Below are 24031 nucleotides of genomic sequence, written 5' to 3'. Positions count from 1 at the left end.
TCCGAACTGGAACATCCGTCTGCGGAAGCTGCCCATGAAGAAGAAGACCTTCCGTCGGGTCAGGTCCAACTGCTCCCGGAGGAAGCTCTCCAGCTTGGACTTGCGTCGGGAGTCTCCCGCCAGCGCCTGATAGCGCTCGTGCAGGTCCCATTTCTTCAAGGAATGGCAGTGCCCCCGACAGCTCCCGTCATCACACTTCCACTCGATGACGAACTCCACGTCGGGGAATGGGAGGGGCTTCGGCGGCGCGAACAACCAGCCCTGACGCAACACGCGTTGCTCGGTCTTCAGCCAGGCCTTGCGGTCCTCCTCCGTGCGAGGCCTGAGATAGGCGTCCACGATGACCTTCGGCTCGACGATGGGATGGGATGGAGCCGGACCATCCTCAAACCCTCACTGTCCAAGCCGCCCGTGCAGACATTCTCCACGCGTCTGCGTGAGTAGCTCGGATAGGTCATCCCCAAGATGAGAATGCGCCGCTCGGCCCATTTCTCCATGTGACCGTCCCCCGGAGGTCCATCGCAGCCTGAATCCTAACAGCGAGGGATGACCTCCGAGCGAGCCGGACCCGCAGTGGCAAGCCATTGCCTCCGAGTCGGGAGCGACCTTGTATCGTGGCGCCCAGGCGTTCCAGCCGTGGCGGAACCAGGGTCGGCGAAGTACCGTGGGTCCCCGATATGGACTGCACACACGCCTCACTTCGACCCACGCCGGAGCAGGACGCCTCTTTCGCCGCGGAGGCGCTCTTCGCGCGCGAGCTTCCCCACGCGGCCTACCATGTGGGCTGCGCCCTGAGCTCGGATGTCACCCGTCCCGAGTGGTTGGAACTGCTGCGGCGCATCAAGCAGGACGCGGGCCCCGACCCGCTGCGAATCGTCCCCTTGCAGGGGCGGGTGTCCTTCGCCACCGTCGCGGTGCGCGCGTGGATGCTCCACGAGGAAGGCCAGCCCGCACAGGCCATCGAGCTGCTCTCACAGGTGGTCCACGCGAAGCGCGACACGGACTTCGTGCGCTGGGGCCTCCCCTGGCTGGAGGCCCAGGGCGTCGCCGAGCAGGCCCCCATCGAGCCCACGCTGAGCCTGCTCAGCGTCACCCTCGCGAGGACCGGACCTTCCGACCAGACCGTGCTGACCCGGGTGCTGAGCGTGATGGAGCGACTGTCGACGCGACATCCCACCCACGCAGGGGTGGTGTGGCTGCACGGCACCCTGCTCCACCGCGTCGGCCGGCTGGACGAGGCGCTCGCCTTGGCCACCAAGGCCCACGCCACCATCCCGAACTGGCTCACCGCCGTGCTCCTGGCCACCGTCCACCGCGCACGTGGCGACGTGACGAACGCGCTCGCGGCCTATCAAACGGCGCTGCGCCACGACGCCACCCAGAACGCCACGCGCCTGGATATCGCGGACATGATGCGCGAACAGGAGCGGCTCGACGAAGCGCTCAACTGGTATCAGTCGGCACTGGGCCATGAGCCGGGCAGCACCTGGGCCCAGGCCGCCGTGGCCTCCATCCAGTTCCTCCAGAGCGGCGGGCGCGACGCCCTGGAGCGCCTGCTCTCGGTGTCGGACACGATGCCGGGGCCCTCGCGCGAGGGGCAGCTCGCGGCCTCCGTCACCCGCGAGATGGTGCCCTGGGTGGACTACCTGCCCCAGAGAATCGACGCGGGCATCCATGCCCTGCGGCAGATGAGCCTCCAACCTCCCGCCGCGACGGGGAACCTGCCGCCGAAGGTGAAGCTCACCACGCAGTGGCTCGAGGCGCCCAGCGTCCAACTGGCGTGGGAGCTGCACCGTGAGTGGCGCGGCTTCCCCTGCATCGTCGACGTCGTCGTCCAGCAGGTGCAGAGGCCCGACCCGCGCCAGCCCGTCGAACCCGTGGACTTCACGCTGTGGAGCTACACCGACACCCGTCCGACCCGCGCTGTCCCTCCGCCTCCCGAGGAAGTGGTCACGGCGCTCGCGGAGTTGGCCAGCGTGCCCTTCCGGCTCGAGGACTGGTGGCGGGAGGCGGCACAGACGTCCCGCGCGTTGAGCGCCCACGCGCCCGAGGAGATCGCCCGGGCCATGGTGCATCCGCCGCCTCCGCGGGGCCCCCACTCCACCTGGGCGTGGCTGCAGCGCATCCAGTTGGCCGCGGCCTTCGTCATCGCGACCCGCGAGGAGGGCTGGCTCGACTCGCGGCGACGGACGCTCCTGCTCGCCCTGGCGAAGGGCCCCATGGACTGGACAGTGGAGGCCGCGCTCGTGACGCTCGCGCACGTGGCACGGACGACGCCCGAAGCCCGCGCCGAGGTTCGCGCGATCTACCAGTCCCTGGACCAGCACACCCAGGACTACGCGAGCTACGAGTACGCCCTGCTCTGCGCCTGGCTCCAGTGGCCCGAGCTGTCCGACGCGGAGCGTGCGCCCCTGGAGGAGCGCCGCAGGAACATCGAGAGCCACGCGGGCCCGTGAGGCCTCAGCACGGAGGCGGGGCCTGAAGGATGCGGGCGCCCTGCGCGGCGAGCCAGGCGATGGCTCGCTCCCGCTCCTCGGGCCCCACGCCCACCTCGAAGTCCTCGGAGGAGCGGGAGCGGTCGCGCCCCAGCCACATCGAGAGGCCTCCCACGTCACCGACCCAGTGGTCCCCGAGACGCGAGTCCGGGAGCTCGAAGTGGCGGAGCGAGGACAACAAGGTGGAGAGTGACGACAGCCCCGTGCATGAAATCACCTGCCCCGGAGGACGCTCGCAGTTGCGCAGCATCCGCCCGTCGAGGCTTCGCACGAAGTGGATGAGGCCTCGGAACGAGCGGTAGGCGACCTGATTCGCCACCGCCGACGGAGACGCGTCATCCGACCAGGCGAGGAGTTCTTCCTCGAGCTGCGCCAGGTTCGGCTGCAACAAGGGAAAGGGCCCTGGCCCCTCGTCGGGCCTGAGCGTGATTCGCGCGTGCTCCCAGGTGGACAACGCCACGCGGAGCAAGGCGTTCGAGACGAAGTAGAGATAGCTCGGGGAGTACAGCATCGGCTCCGAGGCGGACTCCGACACATCCATCACGGGCGCATCATCGCCGTCCCCGGACTCATCCGTGATGCGAAACCCGCCCTCCAGTTCCTCCACCAGCCGGAAGCGCGCGGGAAGAACTTCCGCCACGCCAGCACCGGGCTCATGCTGCCGACGCCAGCGGGCCAACACCGAGCGCACGCGGCGCTGCCCCGCCGCCTCCACGGGTGAGGCGACGAACGGCTTCATCGCAGTACCATATCCGACCGCGTCCCAGAAGAGCCGGATGCCCTCGGGGGTCTCGGGCGAGAGCGTCACCTTGCGCCGTGTCTGACGGTAGTGCGGTAACCACCGGGCCAGCCAATCCGACCATCGCCGTGATTCTTCTCGCAAGCGCTCACGCTCTTCGGGCCGCATCTGCGTGGGTCAATCGAACGAAACGCCGCCAGGAATGGCGAACTGCTCTTTCCACGGAGTGACATCCCTCACCCGGAACCCCTGCTTCTCGACCCACTTCAGCAGGGCCTTGCGTGCCTCGGGCGTCACACGGAAGCAGTACATCTGAGGTCCGATGGGATCGACGCTGACCTCCACTCCGCCCACCTTCCCGACCCCCAGACGCTGGGGCCGCTTCTGGAAGGTCCACGAGAACCACTTCAACGCCAGCGCCTGCATCGACTCGTCGGAAACGCCTTCGACGGTGACGAGGTCCCCACGAGGACGTCCCGTGTAGGAGATGGCGTGCTCGCAGAGCCCATGGAGGTAGGAGACGAAGCGGTCCAGCGAGGTATAGCCGATGAACTCCGCGGGCTCGCCCACCGGGCCCACGGCCGGCTCGGGGACAATCTTCCAGAGGCCCTCCCCCAAGCTCAGCGCCGAGGGCGCGAGCACTGGGAAGGCCGGCGTCCCCACCAGCGGTGGACTGAACGCCATCGTGCACCGGGTGGGGCCCACCGAGAACGCCAGGCGGAGGATCTCCAGCGTGACGAAGCGGAGGTAGCTGTCGCTGAACTTCATCCGCTCCAGCCCTCCGGACGAGAGCACCAGGACCGGAGGGTCGACGTCACCTCCCGACTCGTCCGCGATGAACAGCTCGTGCTCCTCCGCATTCACGGACACCACCCGGAAGGACGCGGGCACGAGCCCGGCCTCCGCTTCGGCCCCAGGTCCCTTCCGCCGCGAAGCCTTGCCGCGCCACTTCTCCAACAACCGGGTGGCGGCGAGCACCTCCTCGTCCTCGGGAGAGCTGACGAGGAACTTCAAGGCCGGGCTGTAACCGAGCTCCTCCCAGAAGGCCCGGACGAGCGTGGGCGCTCGCTCGGACAACCGCACGGGATGGCGAGTGGAGGCGAACCTGGGAAGCAATTGCTCACAGAGCCTCCGCAGTTGACCGGCGTCCCGACGCACGGCGTCCACTTGGTTGTTCTTCACTGGCTGCATCGACCCTCCCACGGCGCACATGCGCGGCATCCCGGAACGACTCGTCAACAATACGTCCTGATTCGCCCCTTGGAGTCGCGATATGTGACGTGCAGGTCCACGCCATTCGCGCGGGCTTGATGCACCAGCCCGTGGAGCGCGTGGTCGCAACTGCCTCTGCCGGACTGTCCGTGCCGACACGGCGGCCGGTCGATATGCAGCACCACCGGCCCTCCCTGGTAGGCCCCCGGGTTGTGGAGGATGTGGCTCATCGCGTGCATTTCCGCATGCGTCCAGTTGCCATTCATCCCGCCGGAGGTGGCTTCGCGGACCGCCGGATGAACTGTGACAGGGCCACTGAAGTCATTGCCCGCGGTCCGGGGGTGTGAGCCATTGACCGCGCCGTCCGGAACGCCGCTGATGAACGCCTGGCTCTGCCCGTTGTGGGAGACCACCGCCATGCACTTTCCCCCCGGCGTCCTGAAGGCATCCTGGTTGCCGGTCGTGGGGTGGTTGTTGCGTCCCACGCCGGAGTAGTTGCGGCCACCGTCGTACTGGAACGGGCCGCCGCTGGGGTAGCGGGCGGAGAGCCCCGAGGGGTCGATGGCCTCCAGCGGACTGGGCACATAAGCATAGAGGTTGTGTCCACCCACCAGGCCGATGGGGTCCGGGCTGATGTACCGGCCCGTCTCCGGCGCGTAGTAGCGGTAGCGGTTGTAGTGCCAGCCGGTCTCCGCGTCGTACCACTGGCCAGGGAAGCGCAGCGGGAAGGCACCCGCGTCGGGCCCCGGCTCGGACCAGGTGCCCTGGCGGCTCACCCACTCCAGCCGTCCCTCCGGAGTGACGACCTCCGAGGCACCACCCACCCCATCCGGAAGGACGAAGTGCAGCCCCGCGTCAGCCAGCAGCACGGCCCGGTGGTTGTTCGGTTCGAACAACCACTGCCTCACGGCGCCTCGCGGGTCATCCTCCTGGAGGATGACCTCTCCATCCCACAAATATCGGTGCTCTCCCCGAGGTCCGCGCCGAGCGATACGCCGCCCCAGGCCGTCATAGACATACGTCCACGACTCGCCGTCCGGCCGCACCACCGACGCCAGCTCACTGGAGCCCGTCCAGCCATAGCGCCAGACCTGCTCGGGCCCCTCGTCCTCGCGGACATACCGGGCCACCAGCCGCCCCTCGTCGTCGTAGGCGTGCGACTCGGCGCGCCGCGCACTCTGGACCGACGCGAGGCGGCTGCCCTTCTCGTACGCGAGTCGGGTGACGGCCCGCTCGGGGACATCGGGCTGCTCCCAGGACAGCAGCGCGTGCGCCATCCGGTTGCCCGAGGCGTCGTACTCGTATGCCTCCGAGGTCCCTCCAGGCCGCAGAACCTGCGTCAGCCGACCGGTGGCATCGTGCTTGAACAGGCTCAGTCCACGCAGCGAATCCTCCGTGCGCGACAGGTGGCCGAAGTCGTCATGGTGATAGCACCGCTTGAACGGCGCCACCGCGTCCGGATCCCCAGGCGTGGGGGGCCAATCGAGCCCACGGTCCACCCAGCCCGGCGGATGGTAGGCCTGCTCGAGCAGTCGCGACATCGCGTCGTAGCGGGTCTCCAGCACACCGCCACCGGGCAGCACCCGCCGGACCTCCCGGCCGAGAGCATCGCGCACGAACTCCACCACCGCGCTCCCTCGCTGGATGGCGAGGCAGTCCCCGTTGCGACTCCAGGCGTAGCGGACGGGCTCCCCCGAAGGAGGCGTCATCTGCGTGCGCCGGCTCATCGCGTCATAGGTATTCGTGATGCGCTGCCCGTCCAGGCTCTCCCCGAGGATGTTGCCGTAGACGTCGCGCTCGAACGCGACCTTCACGCCGGACTCCACGCCCGTCAGGAGCCGGTTGGCGTCATACGCGTACTTCGTCTCGACACCATCCGGTGCCACGCGGCGCAGGACGTTGCACCATTCGTCGTAGGCGTACTCGGTCCTCGCACCCGAGGAGGAGATGATGGCGGTGCAGTTGCCCACCCCGTCGCGCTCGTAGCGAACGGACCTGCCATCCCAGAATGTCTCCGACACCGGCCGCCCGTCCGCGTCAAACTCACGCCGGTACGTCTCTCCCAGCGGGTTTCGTATCTCCAACAGCCGGTTGGGCTCGCTGTCCCAGCGGTAGGTCGTCACCCCGCCGCGCGCGTCCACGCTCTCCAGCAGGTGACCACAGCTGCTGGTGCGAAGCCGGGTGACCCCTCCGTCCGGCGCCTGGTAGCGCACGACGCGCCCCCCGGCGTCGTACTCAAAGTGCCAGGCACGCCCGTCCGGAGGGAGGATGCTCGTGACGCGGCTGGCGGCATCGCGCTGGAACTCGGTGCGCTGGCCCAGCGGGTCCACCTCCGCGAGTACCCAGCCATCCGCGTCGAACTCCGTACTCCAGACGTTGCCCTCCCAGTCGATGCGCCGCACGGGGCGGCCCAGCCGGTCCCGCTCCAGACGGAAGACGTGTCCCAGCGGGTTCGTCACCTCCAGGCACTCGCCCTGGGGATTGAACTCCAGGCGCCACGTCAGCCCGGTGGGCTCCAGGATCCCCGTGAGGTTGTTCTGCGCGTCGTAGGTGTAGCGCCAGAGCTGGCCCAGCGGGTCGATGAGCGCCACGGGCCGATGCTCGTCGTCATGCTGGAGCCGGACCTGCTTGCCTCCGGGGAAGTGCGCGGCACAGTACCGCCCGAGCGCGTCGTACTCCCGCTCCGCGCGGACCTTGTTGGCGTCCGTCTCAGCCACCAGCCGCCCGGCGTCGTCGAACTCGTAGGCCGTCAGCGCGCCCAAGGGCGAGCGGACCGAGGTGACCTGCCCCGCGATGTTGTACTCGTAGACCGTCACCTCGCCGTGGCTGTCGCGGACGCGGGTAATGCGCCGGCCCGGCTGGTATTCGAGCCAGCGCTCCTCGTAATGGTCCGTGCCGGTGGCGTGAATGCAGCGGCCCGCATCGTCGTAGGCGAAGCGGAAGATGGCCCCCGTGAACTTGCTCTCGGACACCATTCGCGCCCGGGCGTCGTACTCGTACACCGCCAGCACGCCCTGCCTGTCCCGCACACGCCACAGCCGGCCCTGTCCGTCGTATTCGTAGGCCACGCGAGGCGGCCCCGACTCGCCTTCCAGGGAGATGGACTCGAGCAGGCCCCTGGTGCCATAGCGCAGCCGCAGCGCCTTGTTCGTGCGCGTCTGCACCAGCCGGATGGGCTGGGCGAGGGAGTTGTACGAGAGGTCCACCCGGCTCTGCTCGGTCCCCCGCAGCTCTCGCAGGACGTAGTGCACGCCCCTGGACTGCTTCTCGAAGACGAGCCGCAGCGGATGGGGCTCGTTGGCGTAGCGGATGAGCAGCAGGCTGTCGTCCGCCTGCCGTCGCAGCTCCAGGCCCGAGGAGGGCGAGAGCAGCCGTCCCGTCTTCTCGAAGGCGTTCGTCGCGTCCTCGAGCGCCAGCTCCGCGCCCTCGTTGTTGACGTAGACGAATCCCTCGAGCGTCTGGCGCAGCGCCATCTGGAAGCCCAGCCGCCACCCTGGGCCGAGCAGCGCGGGGCCCACGGTGCTCCCCAGCAGCGCGGTGCTGTAGTAGCGCTCCACCATCAGGGGGACCCGCCCGGGCAGACTCAGGTCCATCCAGGTGTTGAACAACACCCCCGATGCCACGTCGATGGGGTGCCCCACTGCCACGCGGCCTTGCATGGAGACCTCGTCAGTTGATCTTGATGAGCGCGCCGGTGATTTCGTGGATGCCCACCGCCGAGGACGTCAGCTTGGGCGCCGACAGCGAGCCTCCCGCGGCCTCGAGCTTCAGCGTGCTCTGCTGCGCCCCCACGTTCACTTCCTTGGCGCCGTTGATCTCCACCGTGCCGTCGCTCTTGAGCTTGATGCTCGCCGCGCCACAGACGAGCGACAGCTCCTTCGTCGCCGTGACTTCAATCTTGTTCCCGTCGAACACCACCTGGCCCGAGCTGTTGTGCAGGGCGATCTTCTTGCTGGTCCCCTCCACCGTGATGCTGTCCTTCAGCGTGACGCTGCACTCGCCCTGCACCGCCTGGAGCTGGACGTCTCCCGTCATCACGTAGTTCTTGGCGACGTGCTCGGACTTGTCCCCCGTGACGTCCAGCGAGTCCTTGCCCTGGATGCTCTCCTGTCGGTTGCCGGTGACGGTGAGCTTCTCCAGCGTGTTGACGGTGGCATCCCGCCCCGCGTGCAGGGAGAGCTTCTCCTTGCCCGTCACGTCCTCGGTGCGCGCGCCGGTGATGGTGATGGTCTCGTCCTTGTCCACCGTCTCGGTGCGCTTGCCGTGCACCGTGGTCGTCTCGTCCTTGTCCACCGTCTTGGTGCGCTGGCCATGCACCGTCATGGCCTGGTCCCCGCCCACCGTCTCCGTCTGCGAGCCGTCCACCGAGTTCGTCTGGTTCGCCTTCACCGAGGTGGAGTGGTTGTTGAGCACCACCTCGTTGAAGTCCTTCTGGGCGTGCAGGAAGATCTCCTCCGCCTCCTTGGCGTCCTCGAAGCGCAGCTCGTTGAAGCCGTCGCTGTCCTTGGAGCTGGAGGTGCGGATGGTGCTGCGCGTCTTGTGCTCCGGCAGCGCGTACGGCGGCTTGTTCTTCCCGTTGTAGACGCTGCCCACCACCACGGGCCGGTCCGGGTCTCCCTCCAGGAAGTCCACCAGCACCTCCATGCCGATGCGCGGCAGGAAGATGAACCCCCAGCCCAGGCCCGCCCAGGCCTGCACCACCCGCAGGAAGCAGGAGCTCTTCTCGTCCCGCTTGCCCTGCCTGTCCCAGTGGAACTGCACCTTGATGCGGCCGTGCTCGTCGGTGTGGATCTCCTCGCTCGCCGGGCCCACCACCGTCGCCGTCTGCAGGCCCGCCATCCGCGCGCGCGGCCGCCGACGCTCCGCCCGGAAGGGCACGTCCAGCGGAACGCACTCGAAGGTGTTGTGGTAGCGCTCCCGCGGCGGCCCCTCGCGGCGCAGCGACAGCGAGTCGCTCGTCAGCTCCTCGGAGGCGTCGCCGTGGTGCTCCACGCGCGTGAGCAGGTACCACTGGTCCAGCGCGGCGTGACCGTGGCCCGTCAGCTCGAACATGTAGCCGGGCGTGAAGCCGGTGACGTACCCCACGCCCCGCCCGCGCTTGCCCTCCGCGTGGAAGGCCTGCCGGCGCAGCAGCTCCTGCTTCTGGGCCGGCTCGTACTGGTACTTCTTCTCCCCGCTGTCATAGGGCCCCAACAGCGGCGCGGGGTACTCGTAGGACTCGCGCTCCTTGCCCATCGCGTCCTTGGCGCGCGACTCGCGCGTCAGGTCGTAGTCCGGATGCGTCCAGTTGAAGTCGCGCACCACCACGCTGGTGGTGTGCAGCTGTTGGGAGAAGTCGAAGTGCCGCAGGCACTCGTCCGAGGCCGTGGTCGCCTCCGGGCCCTTCACGGTGATGGGCGTCCCCAGCACCGCCTCGCAGGTGGGGCTCTGCTCGTTCTCCTCGACGAGCACCAGCTCCTCCTTGTCCCCCGAGTGGTCGAAGTAGAAGAAGATGCCCTCCTCCTCCATCAGCCGCAGCACGAAGTCCAGGTCCGACTCGTGGTACTGCACGCAGTACTCGCGCGGCAGGTACTCGCGGTTGAGCTCGAGGCGGAACGGCCGCTCGAAGGGCCGCAGCGCCTGGGTGAGCACCTCCTCGAGGATCTCCGGGACCTTCTTCTCCTGGAAGATGCGCTGGTCCTTGCGCTGCGAGAGCGCCCAGAGCGCGGGCACCACGTGCGCGCGCGCCAGCAGATGCCCGGCCTGCGTGCCCAGGTGCTCCACCCGGTGGACGATGCCGCACAGCCGCCGCGCCCCCGCGTCGTGCGCGATGAGCACCTCGGCGGACGAGCCGAGCAGCCCGTCCACGTCCGCGTCCAGGTGCTCGTTGGCCAGGTCCACCGTGCACGTGTAGAGCTCGGAGAGCCCCTCGCGCGAGTGCAGCTCCACCACGCGCCAGTCCGCCGAGGGGTCCGCGCTGGACTGGAAGGAGAAGCGCACCTTGTCCAGGGGCGTCCCTCCGCCGATGGCGCGCGCCAGCTCGGAAAGGGCCTCCAGCCCCCCCGTGGCGCCCAGGACGCCCTGGGCCACGGCGCTCGCCTGCTGCACGGCCTGTCGGGCGCGCTGCGCCTGCTGTGTCGCCTGCTGAACTGCGGGAACCTGGCGCAGGGCGCTCTCCAGCGGCTTCGTCGCCTGGGCGGGCAGCTCGCCGGCCCGAGCCTGCCGCGCGGCCTCCTGCGACTCGCTGACCACTTGCGCCGTCTGCTCGACCTTGCGCAGCACGTCGTCGGGTGAATCGGACACGAGGCCTCCCCCCTGTCAATCGGAGCCTTCCTGAGAGGCCTTTCATATCGCGGAGCAAGCCCGGACAGATAGTGCCGCGAGCATTTGACGGAGCGTCTCGTCTGGACAGGCACGGTGGGGTTACACTCATCAAAACCATGCGGCGCAAGCTCCAGGAACTCCAAGACACACTCGGTGGCTTCGTGGACCAGCGAGACCACCTGCTGCTCGTCATCGGCTGTCACGAGGCCGAGGCGGCCTGGGTCCACAAGACACTCAAGGGATTGGACGAGGAGACGCCCTCGGACCTCTTCCTCCTCTTCGCGCACGAGGCCCGCTCCGCCACGCAATACGTCACCCACGTGCTGGCCAACCTGGAGGCGCAGCTGGAGGGCGCCAACCTCACCCGCAAGCAGAACGGCGAGGCCCCCTGGCCCGCACTGCCCGGCCGCTGTCAGGACCCTCGCGAGAGTCCGGGCGCACGGCTGCGCTCCGCCATCGAGCACGTGCGGGGCCTGCTGCCTCCGGATGGGGACCACCGGCTCGTCTGGGCGCTCGTGCCCATGAAGATCGAGGACCGGACGGGCTACTCCCACCTGGTGGGGCAGCTGTTGCCACACGACGGCTTCCAGCCCTGGATGCGCTCGCTGCGCATCATCGTGCGCGATGAGAAGGAGCCGCCCTTCCTCGTGCCCGCGCTCAGGAAGCTCCAGGTGCCGGGCGTGCTCGTGTACGAGCCGGACCTGAGCACCGCGGCGCTGACGGACAGCCTGGCGCAGGAGTCGGTGGACCCCGCCCTCCCCGTCCCCGAGCGGATGCAGGCCCTGCTCCAGCTGGCCGCGCTGGACTACGCGCACAAGCGCTACCCGGCCGCGCTGGAGAAGTATGGGCTGCTCCACACGTACTACGCCGAGCAGGGGCTGAAGGAATTGCAGGCGCTGTGTCTGCAAGGCGCTGGCGACGTGCTGCGGGCGGTGGGCAAGCTCGCGCTGGCCAAGGAGCGCTACCAGCAGGGGCTGGCGGTGGCGGTGAACACCCTGGCGCTCCCCATCCTCATCAACCTGTCCATGGCCGCGGGGGACGTGAGCCTGGAGCTCAAGCAGTACACGGAGGCGGAGGGGTACTTCGACATCACCGACAGGGTGGCCGCCAAGGCGCTCAACCCCTATCCCAAGGCGGACGCCCTGGAGAAGCTGGGGCTCGCGCGCTACCTGCGCAAGGATTTGGGCAAGGCCGTGGTGACGTGGACGGGCGCGGCGGCGTTCTGTCGCTCCGTGGAGTACACTGCGAGGCTGAGGTCCGTGCTCCAGCGGCTGGAGAAGGTGTATGGCGAAGCGGGGATGGTGACGGAGCAGCGCGCCTGCAAGAAGGAACTCCAAAGCCTGCCGAGGGAAGGCCAGACATGAGCAACCCCAGGGCCAGCACCTCCGCGAACAGCGCGGTCCGCGACGCGCAGCAGCCCCCCCAGCCCGCACCGCCGCTCATGCAGCCCACGGGGGAGAACGTCGCGGTCGACTCGTTCGCCTCGGTGGTCAACCGGACCACGGACCCCTTCCGGCAGGCGCCGCCCGCGCACCAGGGGGCGGTGGGCGCCGTCAACCAGGCGCTGGGGGGCGTGCTGGGCCTCATCAACGCGCCGGTGGAGCTGCTCAACACGGGCTTCGCGCTGGCGACCGCGCCCCTCGCCGCCCTGTTCCCCGCGCTGCCGGCGGCGACGCTCACCGCGCTGCACGTGGGCCTGCCCCACCCGCACGCCCATCCTCCGAGCCTCATCCCTCCGGCGCCGCCCATCCCGCTGCCCAGCATCGGCACGGTGCTGCTCAGCGGCTGTGTGTCCGTGCTCATCAACGGCCTGCCCGCCGCGCGCGCGGGGGACGTGGGCCTGGCTGTGACGTGCGGCAGCTTCATGCCGCCGCTGGAGGTCTTCACGGGCTCGAGCAAGGTCTTCATCGGCGGCTCGCGGGCCGCGCGCATGGGCGACATCACCAAGCACTGCACGCCGTCCGCGGGAGGGATGAGCAAGCTGGCGAAGGTGATGGCGGCGGCGGGGATGGCGGCCGGCGCGCTCGGGGTGGTGACGAGCGCCATGGATTCGGCGCACTCGAGCGCCGAGGCGGCCGCCGCCGACTCCGCGAACGCCGCCGCCGCCAGCGCCGCCACCGCCGCGGGGCAGGCGATAGGCGCCGCCGTGGCCGCCGCCCAGCTCGCCGCGGACGCGGCCGCCATGGCCCTGTCGATGATGGTGGGCAAGGACCCGGGCCTCATCCCGGACTTCGGCGCCATCGTCCTGGGGCAGCCCAACGTGTTGATCGGCGGCTTCCCCATGCCCTCGTGGAGCGAAGTGGCCGGCGGGCTGATGAAGCTGGTGAAGGGCCTGCGACGCGGCGTCCGCGGCGGTCGCAAGCAGGGCCGGCTCTTCTGCGCGAGCTGCATGTAGCGGGCGCGCTCACGGCATGAACAGCTCCGCTTCCCAGTGGACCCCGCCGTTGTAGCCATACCCTCCCACCACCAGCACCTTCCCCAGGGGCAGCAAGGTGGCCGTGGCGTTCTCGCGAGGCGTCAACACGCCGCTGGTGGGCGACCACTGCCCGGTGGCCGGGTCATACAGCTCGCAAGGCGAGAGGTAGAACCGGTCCTCGAAACCACCATGGCCCGTCGCGATGAGCACCTTCCCGGAGGGAAGGAGCGTGGCGGTATGCGCACCCCGCCCCTCCACGAAGGACGGGGTCTCGGTCCACGTCCCGGTGACCTCGTCGTAGAGCTCCGCGGTCGCCAGCGCGCCCTGGTCCAGCTTCTCCGAATAGCCCCCGGCCACCAGCACCTTCCCCGACGGCAGGAGCGTCGCCGTGTGGCTGCCGCGCTTGAACGTGAGGTCCTTCACGGGGGACCACCGCTCCGTCGTCGGGTCGTAGACCTCCGCGCCCTGGAGCGGTGCCGCCGTGCCCGACGTGTCCGAATAGCCGCCCGTCACCAGCACCTTGCCCGAGGGAAGCAGGGTCGCGGTGTGGGCGCTGCGCGCCGTCGTCATCGTGCCCGTGGGAGCCCAGCTCCCCGTGGCGGGGTCATACAGCACCGCCGTGGCGAGCGAGCCGTCGTCCCCATGGCCTCCCGCGACCAGGACCTTGCCCGAGGACAGCCGGGTGGCCGTGTGGAGGTCGCGTCCCTTCTCGAGCCGGCCTGCCGGGAGCCACTGCTCCGTGGCGGGGTCGAAGAGCTCCGCTTCCGCCACGTGGCTGCTGTTGTAGCCGCCGACGACCAGGACGCCACCCGACGTCAGCAAGGTCGCGGTGTGGCCATCACGCGCCACCCGCAGGGGCGGCAACGCGCGCCAGGTCCCCGACGCGGGCTCGTACCGCTCGACCGACGAGAGATAGACGAGGGTCTCGGCCACCTTGTTGCTGCCGCCCGCCACCAGGACGTGTCCGCTCGCGAGCAGCGTGGCCGTATGGTTGCCCCGCTGCACGAACAGCCGCCCCGTGTTCGTCCACGTCTTCGTTCCCGGGTCATAGACCTCGGCCGACGCCAGCGCGCCTCCGGTCCCCACGCCCCCCACCAGCAGCACCCGCCCCTCGTCCAGCAGGACGGCCGTGTGGTCACGCCGGGCCGCCGCGAGCGGCTTCGTGGATGACCAGGTCCCGGTCTCCGGGTCGAAGAGCTCCGCCGAGGCAAGCGCCTCGCCTCCCGCACCGACTCCACCGGTGATCAACACCTGGCCGGAGCGCAGCAACGTCGCCGTGTGGCCGTGCCGAGGTGCCGCCAGGGGCGGACCCGGGGTCGCCACCCGATTCTCCACATCGACCAGCACCGTCGAGCCCAGGGCCCCTCCGGCATTCCACCCACCCGTCACCAGCACCCGCCCGGATGCGAGCAACGTCGCCGTGTGGCGGATGCGGCCCTCCCCCACTGCGTCCAGCTGCGTCCAGGTCTCCGTCGCCGAATCAAAGACATCCGCGCTGGTCGGATATCGGCCCCCCTCCGTCGTGCCTCCCGTCACCAGCACCTTCCGCCCCGCGCCCACGACGGTGGCCACGGGGCGGTCGCGGGCCACGGGCGCGCTTGCGGTCATGCTCCACCTGGGCACCGGGTCGACCCCATCCCCCGGGAAGTAGAGCTCCGAGGTGGTGACCACCGCGCTGTCATCGGAGCCTCCCGTCACCAGCACCTTGCCGCTGTATAGGAGGGCCGCGGCGTGGCCATGGCGCGCCGTCGCGGGACTCAGTGCCGCGGTCCACGTGAAGTCCTGGCTCACCAGCTCCGCGCTCTTCAGCGCGCCGCTCGCGTTGCGGCCCCCCGTCACCAGCACCGTGCCCGACGACAGCCGCACCGCCGTGTGTCCGACGCGCGCCGTGGCCATCCTCCCCGCCGGAGACCAGGCCTGGTCCCTGGGGGAATAGCCCTCCGAGACATCGAGTTCGGCGCCCGAGGACTCACCGCCGGTCACCAGCACCACGCCGGAGTACAGGAGCGTCGCCGTGTGGCCCGAGCGCGCAGCCGTGAGCCCCTGCGTGTCGCCCATCCTCGGGCACTCCGGAATGCCGATGGCGGAGACCGTCACCTGCGTGGACGCTCCCAACCGGCTGCTCGCGGTGAGCGTGACGGTCGCCGAGGAAGTCTCGACGCACTCCGGCGCGGTCCACTCGACCTCCGTCGTCGTCGCCGTGTCGCGAGCCTGGCCCAGGCTCCCCACGTTCGAGGACCAGGTGAACTGGAGCGGGTCTCCCGCCGGGTCCTTCGCGCCCGCCTGGAGCCGCAGCGTCCCCTTCCTCTCCACGTAGAGCACCGAGGCCGGCACCTGCTCGAAGGCGGGCACGCACACGTCTGGATGGCGCTGGCACCAGGTCTTCTCGCCCTCATCGAAGTCGACACAGCCCGCGAGGAACACCAGGGCGCCGGAGAGCAGGACGACGAGCCACGAGCACGGCTTCACGGCCACCTCCCGGAGACGAAGGCCGAGGTGCCATCCGTGCCCAACACCACCCCGGGTTCCCGGGGCCGAGACGCTCCGCCCCAGAGGTGAAGCCCCGTGGCCACGCCCAGTCCCACCACGCCCGCGCCGGCGAGCACCGCGCTCACCGTCTGCAAGGTCCTTCCCCGCGAGGACGTGTCCTTCATTCCGGACATCGTCTCGGGGGCGCCGGACGCCTGGGTCAGCTTGGAGTGCTGCCCCCTCGCCATCAGCCACGTCACGCCCGAGCCGACCAGGAGCCCTCCCCCCACCGCGCCCGTCAACCACACCCGCCGCGGCATCGAGGCCTTCGCGCTGGAATCCGAGACCTCCGCTGCCACTGCTTGCCCGCGCGGCGGCGCCGCCGCGTCCAGCTCACGCTTCACCTGTCCTCGCAGCGACTCGAAGCGCTCGGAGACCTTGGGCGAGACGGAGAGCGGGAGCTTCGCGTCCGGCTGGAGGAACAGGGCCGCCTTGAAGGCCGCGTCGGACGAGGTCGACTGCCCCAGGTCCGCCAGGATGACGCCCTCGTAGAGCGACAACAGCGCGTCATCCGCCTGGCTCTTCGACAGCCGCTTGGCCCGGGAGATCTGCTCCAGCGCCTGCTCGTACTCGAGGTCGTTGTAGAGGCGGGTCGCGGCCAGCACATAGGGCCGCACCGTGCCCTGCTCCTGCGCCCTCGCCGGGAGCGGCGCGCTCCCCAGCACCAGGCTCATCACCACCACGAGAATGGGACGCGTCCGAACAGAAGTCTTCATGGGCTCCACGAGCAGGCACTCCGTCGTGAAGCCCCAGCTGAAGACAGACACCGGCACGCTGGCGACAGGGCCTCGCGAGACTGTCCCCCATCCAACAGAAACCCAGACCCAGGGCTCCCATGTCTGGAGAAAGCTCGACCCGAGGCGGAAATGAGCGCCGCCTCGTTGGCACGTCCTCCGCGAGCAGGGGGAGCCCGCGGAGGACGTTGGCCCACCGTGGAGGACACGGTGGGGGCCGACTTCAGGGACGGCAGTCGGAGGCGTTGTTGTCGCTGGTGTCCTTGTTGTTGAGGACGAACGGGAACCCGCACCCGGCCGGAGAGCCGCACGACTCGCGGCCCGCGAGCGGGTTGCCGCAGCCGTCACCGTCGCGGTCCTCGTACCAGATCAACCGCTGGAAGACGCCCGAGCGGGTGTCGTCGCAGTCATCCGGCTCGGTCGCCAGATAGGTCCCCTGCACCAGGACGTTGCCCGTCGCGGGGTCCACCAGGTTCGTCGGGTTGGTGCACCAGCGCAGCTTGAAGCCCGGGCCCGCGTGGCCGTCCCGGTCCGCGTCGCCGTACCAGAGCCGCGTCCCGCCCGCCGAGGCCGGCAGGTCCGGGTCCACGTCGTTCTTGTCCCCGTCGCAGTCGTTGTCCACCTGGTCGGAGAAGGCCCCCGCCTCGCACAGCTCCGTCCGGCCCGGGTTCACGCTCGCGTTCGCGTCGTTGCAGTCGCTGGAATCCTCCACGTAGCCCGCGGGGCGGACGCACCGCTTCTGCGTGTCCGTCTTCACACCGTACCCATCCCCGTCCGCGTCGCGGTACCAGGCGGTGCCGTTGACGGCGCCCTCCGTGTTCCCATCGCAGTTGTTGTCCACCTGCGGCCCCGTCAGCTCACAGACCTCCGACTGCGCGGGGCTGATGCTGGCGCTGGTGTCGTCACAGTCCGTGCGGTTGTTGACGTAGCCGGGGCCAGGAGACGCGCACGACGCCACGGGGCTCACGGCGCCGTTGCCATAGCCATCTCCATCCGCGTCCGGGTACCAGGACCGGGTGGCGATGCCCTCGTCCACGGCGCCATCGCAGTCGTTGTCCAGGGAGTCGCACAGCTCGGGCGCGCCGGGCTTCACCGTGGCGTTGCCGTCATGGCAGTCCACCTTGCTGTTCACGTAGCCAGGGGGCGCGGTGCAGGCGAGCACGCGGAACGTCTCGTTGCTGGTGCCCACGCCGTCTCCATCCGCGTCCGGGTACCAGGCGTTCAGCACGCCCTCGTCCACGGCGCCGTCGCAGTTGTTGTCCCGACCGTCGCAGACCTCCGTCGCCCCCGGGCGGACCGCGGAGCGGGAGTCATCACAGTCCTGGTTGTTGGAGACGTGGCCCGCCGCCGAGCAGGCGACGACGACGACCAGCGGATTGCCGAAGCCGTCTCCATCCGCGTCACGGAAGAAGTTGGACTTCACGCCTTCGTCGGTGTCGAAGTTGCAGTTGTTGTCGAGACCATCGCAGACCTCCGCGGCCCCCGGATACATCCTCGGTCCGTTCGGTCCGGTGTCGTTGCAGTCGTCGCTGACGGCGGAGTAGCCATTGGGACGGGTGCACGCCAGGGTGGTCGCCGTCGGCACGCCGTGACCGTCGCCATCCACGTCGCGGTAGAAGGTGGTCTGGACGCCCTCGTCCACGGCGCCGTCGCAGTTGTTGTCCCGGAGGTCGCAGACCTCGCTGGCGCCCGGATACGTGGTGTCGCGGGTGTCGTCGCAGTCCGTCCTGCTCGCCACGTGCTGGGGCGGAGCCGCGCAGGCCTTCACGGCCGTCGCATCGCTGCGACCGTGGCCGTCACCGTCGCTGTCCGGGTACCAGGACGGCCAGTGGCCCTGGTCGTCGTCGATGGCGCCGTCACAGTTGTTGTCCTTGAGGTCGCAGACCTCGGGCGCGCCCTGGTAGATGGAGGCGTCATTGTCCGTCGTGTAGTCGGGGTTCTCGGGCGGCGCGTCGCACTCCTGTCGAACGTCGGGCCCATAGACAATCCAGCCCGAGCTCTCCGGAGGCGCACAGCGCAGTTGCACGGTGCTGAGATAGACGGCCCTGTCGCCATCCAGGTCCAGGACCCAGTCCTTGGGGTTGAGCGGATTGGCGCCCGGGTCATCCCCCTTCAGCCCGTCACAGTTGTTGTCGATCTCCGACTCCGGCGTGGCCTCGCAGAGCTCATCGGCGCCTGGATAGACGGTGTTGAGCGTGTCGTCGCAGTCGCCGTCGGTGAGCGCCCGCCGGCTCCCCGCCGCGGGCTCGCCACACACGCGCGAGGAGCCCGCGCTCGTTCCGAACCCATCACTGTCGTTGTCGACGAACCACGTGCGAGGCCCATGGCCGAGCACCAGGTAGACGGCGCCCGCGTTGCTGCTGAACCCAGGCGCGCCGACGGCGAAGTCGGCCGAGCCGTCCGCGTCCACGTCGCCGAGCGCCACCAGGGACCTGCCCAGCTCGCTGGCCGCCGCGGGCCCCATGAGTCGGCCGCCCGCCGACAGAGAGACGTTCCCCGTGAACCGCGTCGCCGAGCCGTAGACTCCATACACGGCGCCCGTGCTGGCGGTATGGCCGGGAGCGCCGATGAGGAGGTCCTTGAAGCCGTCGCCGTTCATGTCCCCCGGCGCGAGGACCGCGGAGCCCGCGAGGTCTCCCGCGATGCCCGAGAAGCGCGGCTGCGCCGCCAGGGAGGACGACGTCACGCCACTGCCGCCGTAGACGAGGTAGGCCTTGCCCGCGATGCCGCCCGTGGACGGAGCGCCGATGAGCAGGTCCTCCAACCCGTCTCCATCCAGGTCTCCCGCGCTGGCCACCGCCGAGCCCACGAGCTCGTTCGCCACGGTTCCCGTCAACACGACGTTCGCCGTCGCGAAGTTCTGCAACCCCGCCACCGGACCGAAGAAGACGAAGACCGCACCGGCGTCCGCCACCGCGCCCACGTCATAACGGGGCGCGCCCACCACCAGGTCCTTGATGCCGTCACCGTTCACATCCACCACGGCCACGGACGTTCCCGCCTGGTAGTTCGTCTGCGTCAGTCCACCCAGGACCTTGATGGGCGCGGAGGCGAGCTGCCCGCTCGAGGACGTCGTCACCGCCCCGCTGAAGGCATAGATGGCACCCGTGTCCTGATACGTCGCGGACGAGTCGTAGAAAGGCGCCCCCACGATGACGTCGGGCTGCCCGTCCCCGGTGATGTCTCCAATCGCAAGCGAGGTGCCCGCCTGCTCCGCGGACGTCGTCACGCCCCTCCACCGCTGGCTCGTCGACGTGAGCGGCCGGTCTCCACCGAAGATGGCGCTGCCCTCGACGGGATACGCAATGCCTTGCGAGGTGCTGAACCCCGGGGCGCCCATGAGCAGGTCGTTCGCGGGACCCGTGACGAAGTCCCCCACCGCGACCGCCGCCCCCAGCCTGTTCGCGGCCACCTCACCTTCGTAGCGCGTCGAATAGAAGCGGATGTCCAGCAGGTGCGGCTGGGGCGGCCCCAGGGGAACGACGTGGGTGTAGCCCTTGAGCGCCGTCGTGGCCCCTGGCGCGCCGATGACGAGCTCGGGGACACCGTCGCCATTCAGGTCACCCGCGGCGAGCGATGCGCCCGAGCGGGAGCTCGCGGCACCCGTGAAGCGTCTCGCGGCGGATGCGGGGAGCGCGGTCGCGGCGGCGGGAGTCCACTTGCAGAGGGGGTCGCCCGGCAACTCCTGCGCCTGGGTCGCGGAGTCCTCGGTCTCGCTCGTCTCCGGCTCGGAACACGAAGCCAGGGCGAGCCCCGACAGGAGCAATGCCAATCGTCTATTCACGGACATGCCTTTGGTGGAAGGGCCCCGGGAAAGGGCAAGCGCCTTCTACACACACACGGAAAGTATGAGCACGCAATTTCGCATTTCAATCAATCGGGCCCGTTCCGCGTGATTCCAAGTCCAGACAAGGCTTTGCGAGTGTCTCCAGGGTGCCCGGAGGGGGTTCAGCTCTACCCCACCCCGGGCCCGCACCGTGCTACGAGGGCCCCATGTCGAAGACGCCGCCCACCTCCCGCCCGCCTGTCGTCCTCGTGGGCGTCCAGTTCCCCACCGTGTCGGACACGGAGCACGCCGCGGACCTCGCGGAGCTGACGCGGCTGGTGCACACGCTGGGCTACGACGCCGTGGCGACGGTGAGCCAACGCCGGGGCGCGCTCGCCACCGGGACGGTGCTCGGCAAGGGGAAGCTCAAGGACCTGGCCGCGCTCACCGGGGGCCCGGGCGTCGTGTCGTCGGGCGCGCGTGACAGGACCAGCAAGGCCCGCGCGAAGTGGGAGGCCGCCCAGGAGGAAGGCGCCGAGGACGACGCCCCCGAGCCCTCTGGCGACGGGCCGGAGGCGGTCGACGCTCCCGAGGAGGATTTCGACCCCGAGGACGAGGAGACGTCCGAGACCGAGCTGGACGCGAGCGGCCCCCGGCCCACGATGGTGGTGGTGGACCACGAGCTGTCGCCCAGCCAGCTTCGCAACCTGGAGAAGGCCACGGGCGTCCCGGTGATGGACCGCACCGGCGTCATCGTCGACATCTTCCACCGACACGCGCGCAGCCACGAGGCCCGGATGCAGGTGGAGATCGCCCGGCTCAGCTACCTGGCGCCGCGGCTCAGGGAGTCCTCGGGCGGGAGCGAGCGCCAGCAGGGGCGCGGCTCCGGAGACTCCGCGCTGGAGCTGGACCGGCGGAAGATCCGCGACCGGCTGGCGGAGCTGCGCGCGGGGCTCGCCTCCATCGAGAAGGAGCAGGACCAGCGTCGGTACGCCCGCCGCGAGCAGCTCCGCGTGGCCCTGGTCGGCTATACCAACGCGGGCAAGTCCTCCCTGATGCGCGCGCTCACCGGGAGCGAGGTCCTGGTCGCCGACCAGCTCTTCGCCACGCTGGACACCACCGTGCGCGCGCTGCATCCGGAGACACGCCCCCGCGTGCTCGTCTCCGACACCGTGGGCTTCATCCAGAAGCTGCCGCATGACCTGGTCGCCTCGTTCCGCTCCACCCTGGACGAGGCGCTGGAGGCGTCGCTGCTCCTGTACGTGGTGGACGCCTCCGACCCGACGTGGCCCTCACAGCTGGAGGTCACCCGGACCGTGCTGCGTGAGATTGGCGCCGACGTGGTGCCGAGCAAGCTGTTGCTCAACAAGTGCGACCGGCTGGAGGAGGCCGCTCGCGACGCCCTGCGCGCCGAGCACCCGGACGCGGTGCTGCTGTCCGCCCACCGCCCCGAGGACGTCGCCAGCCTGCGCCTGGACATCCTCCGCTTCTTCGAGGCGTCCATGGTGGAGGCCCAGTTGAACATCCCGTACTCGAGCCAGGGACGCCTCGGCGAGGTGTATGAGCACACCACCGTGCTGGCCGAGGAGTACGACGAGCACGGCCGGAAGCTGCGCGTGCGCGGCCTGCCCGCCGCGATTGCAAGGCTCACGCGCGCCTTTCCCGCGGAACAGACGGAGCCAGGCTGATTCCCATCCAGTACGTCGTGACACTCGGCCATTGAGAAAACAGGGCAACGATTCAACAGACGGACCGTGCGTTCATCTGGCGGATGGTTGTCCGTGCATTCCTCTTGTTAGGAATCCGGGTCCACCTTGAAAAGGGGTTCCCGATGTCTCACTGGAGAAGTGTCGTCGCATTGGTCGCGGGGTTGTGGAGCACCACCACGCTCGCGCAGGCGCCCGTCTTCCGCGCGGAGCAGGACCGCGCGGGGCAGCTTCGCGACGAGCGTGGCCGAACCCTCTACCTCGTCGACCTGGAGGAGTCCGCGACGCACGCGTTCCTGGCGAAGGCAGCGCCCCCGGCCGACGGCTTCGACAGCCACCACGACCTGCCGACCCGGCACCTGGTCAATGACTTGCGTCTGGCGCACGCCGTCACGCCCACGCACCTCATCAGTCACGTCGGGAAGGGCTTCTCGGCCTATCTCACCGAGGAGCAGGTGGAGCGGCTGAGCAAGGACCCTCGCGTCAAGCGGCTCACCGAGGACGCGCCCGTGGACTTCAGCGCCGTGTGGAGCAACTCCGGGACGACGACCGTCACGCCCTGGGGCATCCAGGCCGTCGGCGGTTCACAGACGAGCAATGGCTCGCGCACCGTCTATGTGCTCGACACCGGCGTGGCGCCTCACACGAACCTCCCGTTCCTCGAGCGGCTCGTGGCCATTCCCGGGAACTCCCCCACGGGCTGCTATCCGCACGCGACGCATGTGGCGGGAATCATCGGCGCCAGACCCACACCCCAGGGCGGAGTGGTGGGCGTCAACAAGGGAGCGCGCATCGTCTCGGTGGCCGTCGGACAGAATGAGCCGGGCGTCACGACCTGCTCGTCCGGGGGGACCTATGTGGGAATCGGGCTGGGGCTGGACCTCATCTATTCGCGCATCCTCGCCTCCGGCACCGTCGGCATCATCAACATCTCGATGAACGGCCCCGACTTCAAGGAGGGCAGGACGCTCGGCGACAAGATGCGGGTCCTCGCGACCCCGAACCCGTCCGTGGGATATCCCGGCGCGTTCATCGCCCAGTCCGCCGGGAACGACCACCGGGATGCGTGCAACTCCTCGTTCAACACGCCCAGCCCCAGCGACGGAATCATGGTCGTCGGCGCCATCGACAGCAACGCACAGCCTGTCCAGCTGTTGGCGGGCGTGAACGCCATCCGCAACCAGCCGCTCGCGGGCGATGGCGCGGGCTCGAACTACGGCCGGTGCGTGGAGACGTGGGCCCCCGGCCAGGTCATCCGCTCGACGTGGCCCGGGGGCTACGCCGACCTGTCCGGCACGTCGATGGCGGCGCCGCACGTCGCGGGCCTCGCCGCGTTCCTCGCGGAATCGCAAGGACTGACGACCCCCGCGCAGATCGAACAGGCGGTCCGGGCGCGCCACGTGACGAACTCCGGCTCCACCGCGACGGTGCCCAACCTGCAGCTTCAGTCCGTCATCGCCCAGCCCACGGTGGCGCTCGGCAACAACGGCCTCGCCGGCCACTTCCAGCAGTACAACAGCGACCCGTTCATCCTACGCTACGGCTCGAGCGGCGCGGCGCGCTGCTCCATCAAGACCTATCGGAACAACGCCCTCCAATCCCAGGCCGTGAACCTCACGCCCAACGGCACGGTGCCCACGGCGCCGCAGACACCGGGCCAGTACCGGTGGGTGCTGGAGTGCGCGAACGCCGCCAACACGCGCCTGGCCACCAGCCAGATCACGGCGACCATCGTTCGGGGCATCACCAAGGTGGTCTGGGTCATCAAGAGCACGAGCACGGGCAATGTCCCGCAGGAGTTCTCCGGGGCGAGCGTCCGCATCGACACGAACCGGTTCTCCTGGGCCCCTGACACGATGGTGTCCCAACGCTACGAGAGCGTGGGCGCCGACGCGTGCGTGGTGACGACCACGGGGCTCAGGAACTTCGGTTGGGACACTCATGAGTTGTGGAACAGCGGCACCTATCCCCCGTCGCTCGACTTCGGGACGCTCCTGCTGGGCAACCCGGCCACGCTGCCGGCGCCCGGGCCCTTCGACCTGATTCGCTGGCACGTCGAGTGTACCAACGCCGAGGGCAGCTCCCTGGGCGCCACGATCCACGGCTTCCAGAGCCTCTGAGGCGAGCACGC

Annotated in this window: 13 protein-coding genes and 1 pseudogene; 5 read left to right on the top strand and 9 right to left on the bottom strand. The window is 69.6% G+C overall.

Annotated features, from left to right (window positions below):
- Window positions 1–9 precede the first annotated feature (9 nt).
- Together VZQ01_RS43495 and VZQ01_RS43490 are read right to left on the bottom strand one after the other, a co-directional pair.
- A pseudogene (locus tag VZQ01_RS43495) lies at window positions 10–339 on the bottom strand (DUF8757 domain-containing protein); the annotation flags it as partial.
- Window positions 288–458, bottom strand: a complete 171-nt coding sequence (locus VZQ01_RS43490) for a DUF8758 domain-containing protein (protein ID WP_491630674.1) — start codon at window positions 456–458, stop codon at window positions 288–290. The pseudogene VZQ01_RS43495 and the gene VZQ01_RS43490, both read right to left, overlap by 52 nt.
- Window positions 459–677: 219 nt before the next feature.
- On the opposite strand from VZQ01_RS43490, the gene VZQ01_RS36630 reads away from it, so the two are divergent.
- The gene (locus tag VZQ01_RS36630) at window positions 678–2456 is read left to right on the top strand and encodes a UDP-N-acetylglucosamine--peptide N-acetylglucosaminyltransferase SPINDLY family protein (protein WP_223747504.1); all 1779 of its coding nucleotides are present in this window, start codon (window positions 678–680) and stop codon (window positions 2454–2456) included.
- A gap of 4 nt (window positions 2457–2460) precedes the next feature.
- On the opposite strand, the gene VZQ01_RS36625 is transcribed toward VZQ01_RS36630, so the two are convergent.
- The 4 genes from VZQ01_RS36625 to VZQ01_RS36610 form a co-directional block, all read right to left on the bottom strand.
- Complete coding sequence (locus VZQ01_RS36625) at window positions 2461–3234, bottom strand: hypothetical protein (RefSeq protein ID WP_426745979.1); 774 nt, start codon at window positions 3232–3234, stop codon at window positions 2461–2463.
- Between the two features lie 177 nt (window positions 3235–3411).
- On the bottom strand, window positions 3412–4425 hold the full coding sequence (locus VZQ01_RS36620) for a hypothetical protein (protein ID WP_426730775.1): 1014 nt from the start codon (window positions 4423–4425) through the stop codon (window positions 3412–3414).
- Between the two features lie 44 nt (window positions 4426–4469).
- Window positions 4470–8105 (bottom strand): RHS repeat-associated core domain-containing protein, encoded by a 3636-nt coding sequence (locus VZQ01_RS36615; RefSeq protein ID WP_426745978.1) that lies wholly within the window; start codon window positions 8103–8105, stop codon window positions 4470–4472.
- Window positions 8106–8115: 10 nt separating this feature from the next.
- Window positions 8116–10728 carry a type VI secretion system Vgr family protein gene (locus VZQ01_RS36610; RefSeq protein WP_426745977.1) on the bottom strand — a complete coding sequence of 871 codons (2613 nt, stop codon included), beginning with the start codon at window positions 10726–10728 and terminating at the stop codon, window positions 8116–8118.
- A 137-nt stretch (window positions 10729–10865) separates the two neighbouring features.
- On the opposite strand from VZQ01_RS36610, the gene VZQ01_RS36605 reads away from it, so the two are divergent.
- Together VZQ01_RS36605 and VZQ01_RS36600 are read left to right on the top strand one after the other, a co-directional pair.
- Window positions 10866–12113 carry a tetratricopeptide repeat protein gene (locus VZQ01_RS36605; protein ID WP_426745976.1) on the top strand — a complete coding sequence of 416 codons (1248 nt, stop codon included), beginning with the start codon at window positions 10866–10868 and terminating at the stop codon, window positions 12111–12113.
- Entirely contained in the window at window positions 12110–13144 is a 1035-nt protein-coding gene (locus VZQ01_RS36600; RefSeq protein WP_141326449.1) for a PAAR domain-containing protein, read from the top strand. Before VZQ01_RS36605 ends, VZQ01_RS36600 begins: the two co-directional genes overlap by 4 nt.
- 9 nt (window positions 13145–13153) lie before the next feature.
- Here the strand turns inward: VZQ01_RS36600 and VZQ01_RS36595 are convergent, their stop codons facing one another.
- The 3 genes from VZQ01_RS36595 to VZQ01_RS36585 all read right to left on the bottom strand — a co-directional run bounded on the left by VZQ01_RS36595 (window position 13154) and on the right by VZQ01_RS36585 (window position 20200).
- A complete protein-coding gene (locus VZQ01_RS36595; RefSeq protein WP_426745975.1) occupies window positions 13154–15634 on the bottom strand; it encodes a Kelch repeat-containing protein in 2481 nt (826 codons plus the stop codon).
- A complete protein-coding gene (locus VZQ01_RS36590) occupies window positions 15631–16410 on the bottom strand; it encodes a hypothetical protein (RefSeq protein ID WP_223747498.1) in 780 nt (259 codons plus the stop codon). The genes VZQ01_RS36595 and VZQ01_RS36590 overlap by 4 nt, the downstream gene beginning before the upstream one ends.
- 241 nt (window positions 16411–16651) lie before the next feature.
- Window positions 16652–20200 (bottom strand): MopE-related protein, encoded by a 3549-nt coding sequence (locus VZQ01_RS36585; protein ID WP_223747497.1) that lies wholly within the window; start codon window positions 20198–20200, stop codon window positions 16652–16654.
- Window positions 20201–20421: 221 nt separating this feature from the next.
- On the opposite strand from VZQ01_RS36585, the gene hflX reads away from it, so the two are divergent.
- Both hflX and VZQ01_RS36575 read left to right on the top strand, forming a co-directional pair.
- The gene (hflX, locus tag VZQ01_RS36580) at window positions 20422–21882 is read left to right on the top strand and encodes a GTPase HflX (RefSeq protein ID WP_426745974.1); all 1461 of its coding nucleotides are present in this window, start codon (window positions 20422–20424) and stop codon (window positions 21880–21882) included.
- 143 nt (window positions 21883–22025) lie between these two features.
- A complete protein-coding gene (locus tag VZQ01_RS36575) occupies window positions 22026–24020 on the top strand; it encodes a S8 family serine peptidase (RefSeq protein ID WP_426745973.1) in 1995 nt (664 codons plus the stop codon).
- Window positions 24021–24031 lie beyond the last annotated feature (11 nt).

The organism is Myxococcus faecalis (assembly GCF_050039385.1).
GTDB classification, from domain to species: Bacteria; Myxococcota; Myxococcia; order Myxococcales; family Myxococcaceae; genus Myxococcus; species Myxococcus fulvus.
This window is presented reverse-complemented; position numbering and strand designations above follow the sequence as displayed.

Excerpts from the sequence above, each read along its gene's own strand:
- VZQ01_RS36575 (WP_426745973.1), top strand. The coding sequence starts at position 22,026 with ATGTCTCACTGGAGAAGTGTCGTCGCATTGGTCGCGGGGTTGTGGAGC.
- VZQ01_RS43490 (WP_491630674.1), bottom strand. The coding sequence starts at position 458 with ATGACCTATCCGAGCTACTCACGCAGACGCGTGGAGAATGTCTGCACG.
- VZQ01_RS36625 (WP_426745979.1), bottom strand. The coding sequence starts at position 3,234 with ATGAAGCCGTTCGTCGCCTCACCCGTGGAGGCGGCGGGGCAGCGCCGC.
- hflX (WP_426745974.1), top strand. The coding sequence starts at position 20,422 with ATGTCGAAGACGCCGCCCACCTCCCGCCCGCCTGTCGTCCTCGTGGGC.
- VZQ01_RS36620 (WP_426730775.1), bottom strand. The coding sequence starts at position 4,425 with ATGCAGCCAGTGAAGAACAACCAAGTGGACGCCGTGCGTCGGGACGCC.
- VZQ01_RS36605 (WP_426745976.1), top strand. The coding sequence starts at position 10,866 with ATGCGGCGCAAGCTCCAGGAACTCCAAGACACACTCGGTGGCTTCGTG.
- VZQ01_RS36630 (WP_223747504.1), top strand. The coding sequence starts at position 678 with ATGGACTGCACACACGCCTCACTTCGACCCACGCCGGAGCAGGACGCC.
- VZQ01_RS36600 (WP_141326449.1), top strand. The coding sequence starts at position 12,110 with ATGAGCAACCCCAGGGCCAGCACCTCCGCGAACAGCGCGGTCCGCGAC.
- VZQ01_RS36615 (WP_426745978.1), bottom strand. The coding sequence starts at position 8,105 with ATGCAAGGCCGCGTGGCAGTGGGGCACCCCATCGACGTGGCATCGGGG.
- VZQ01_RS36590 (WP_223747498.1), bottom strand. The coding sequence starts at position 16,410 with ATGAAGACTTCTGTTCGGACGCGTCCCATTCTCGTGGTGGTGATGAGC.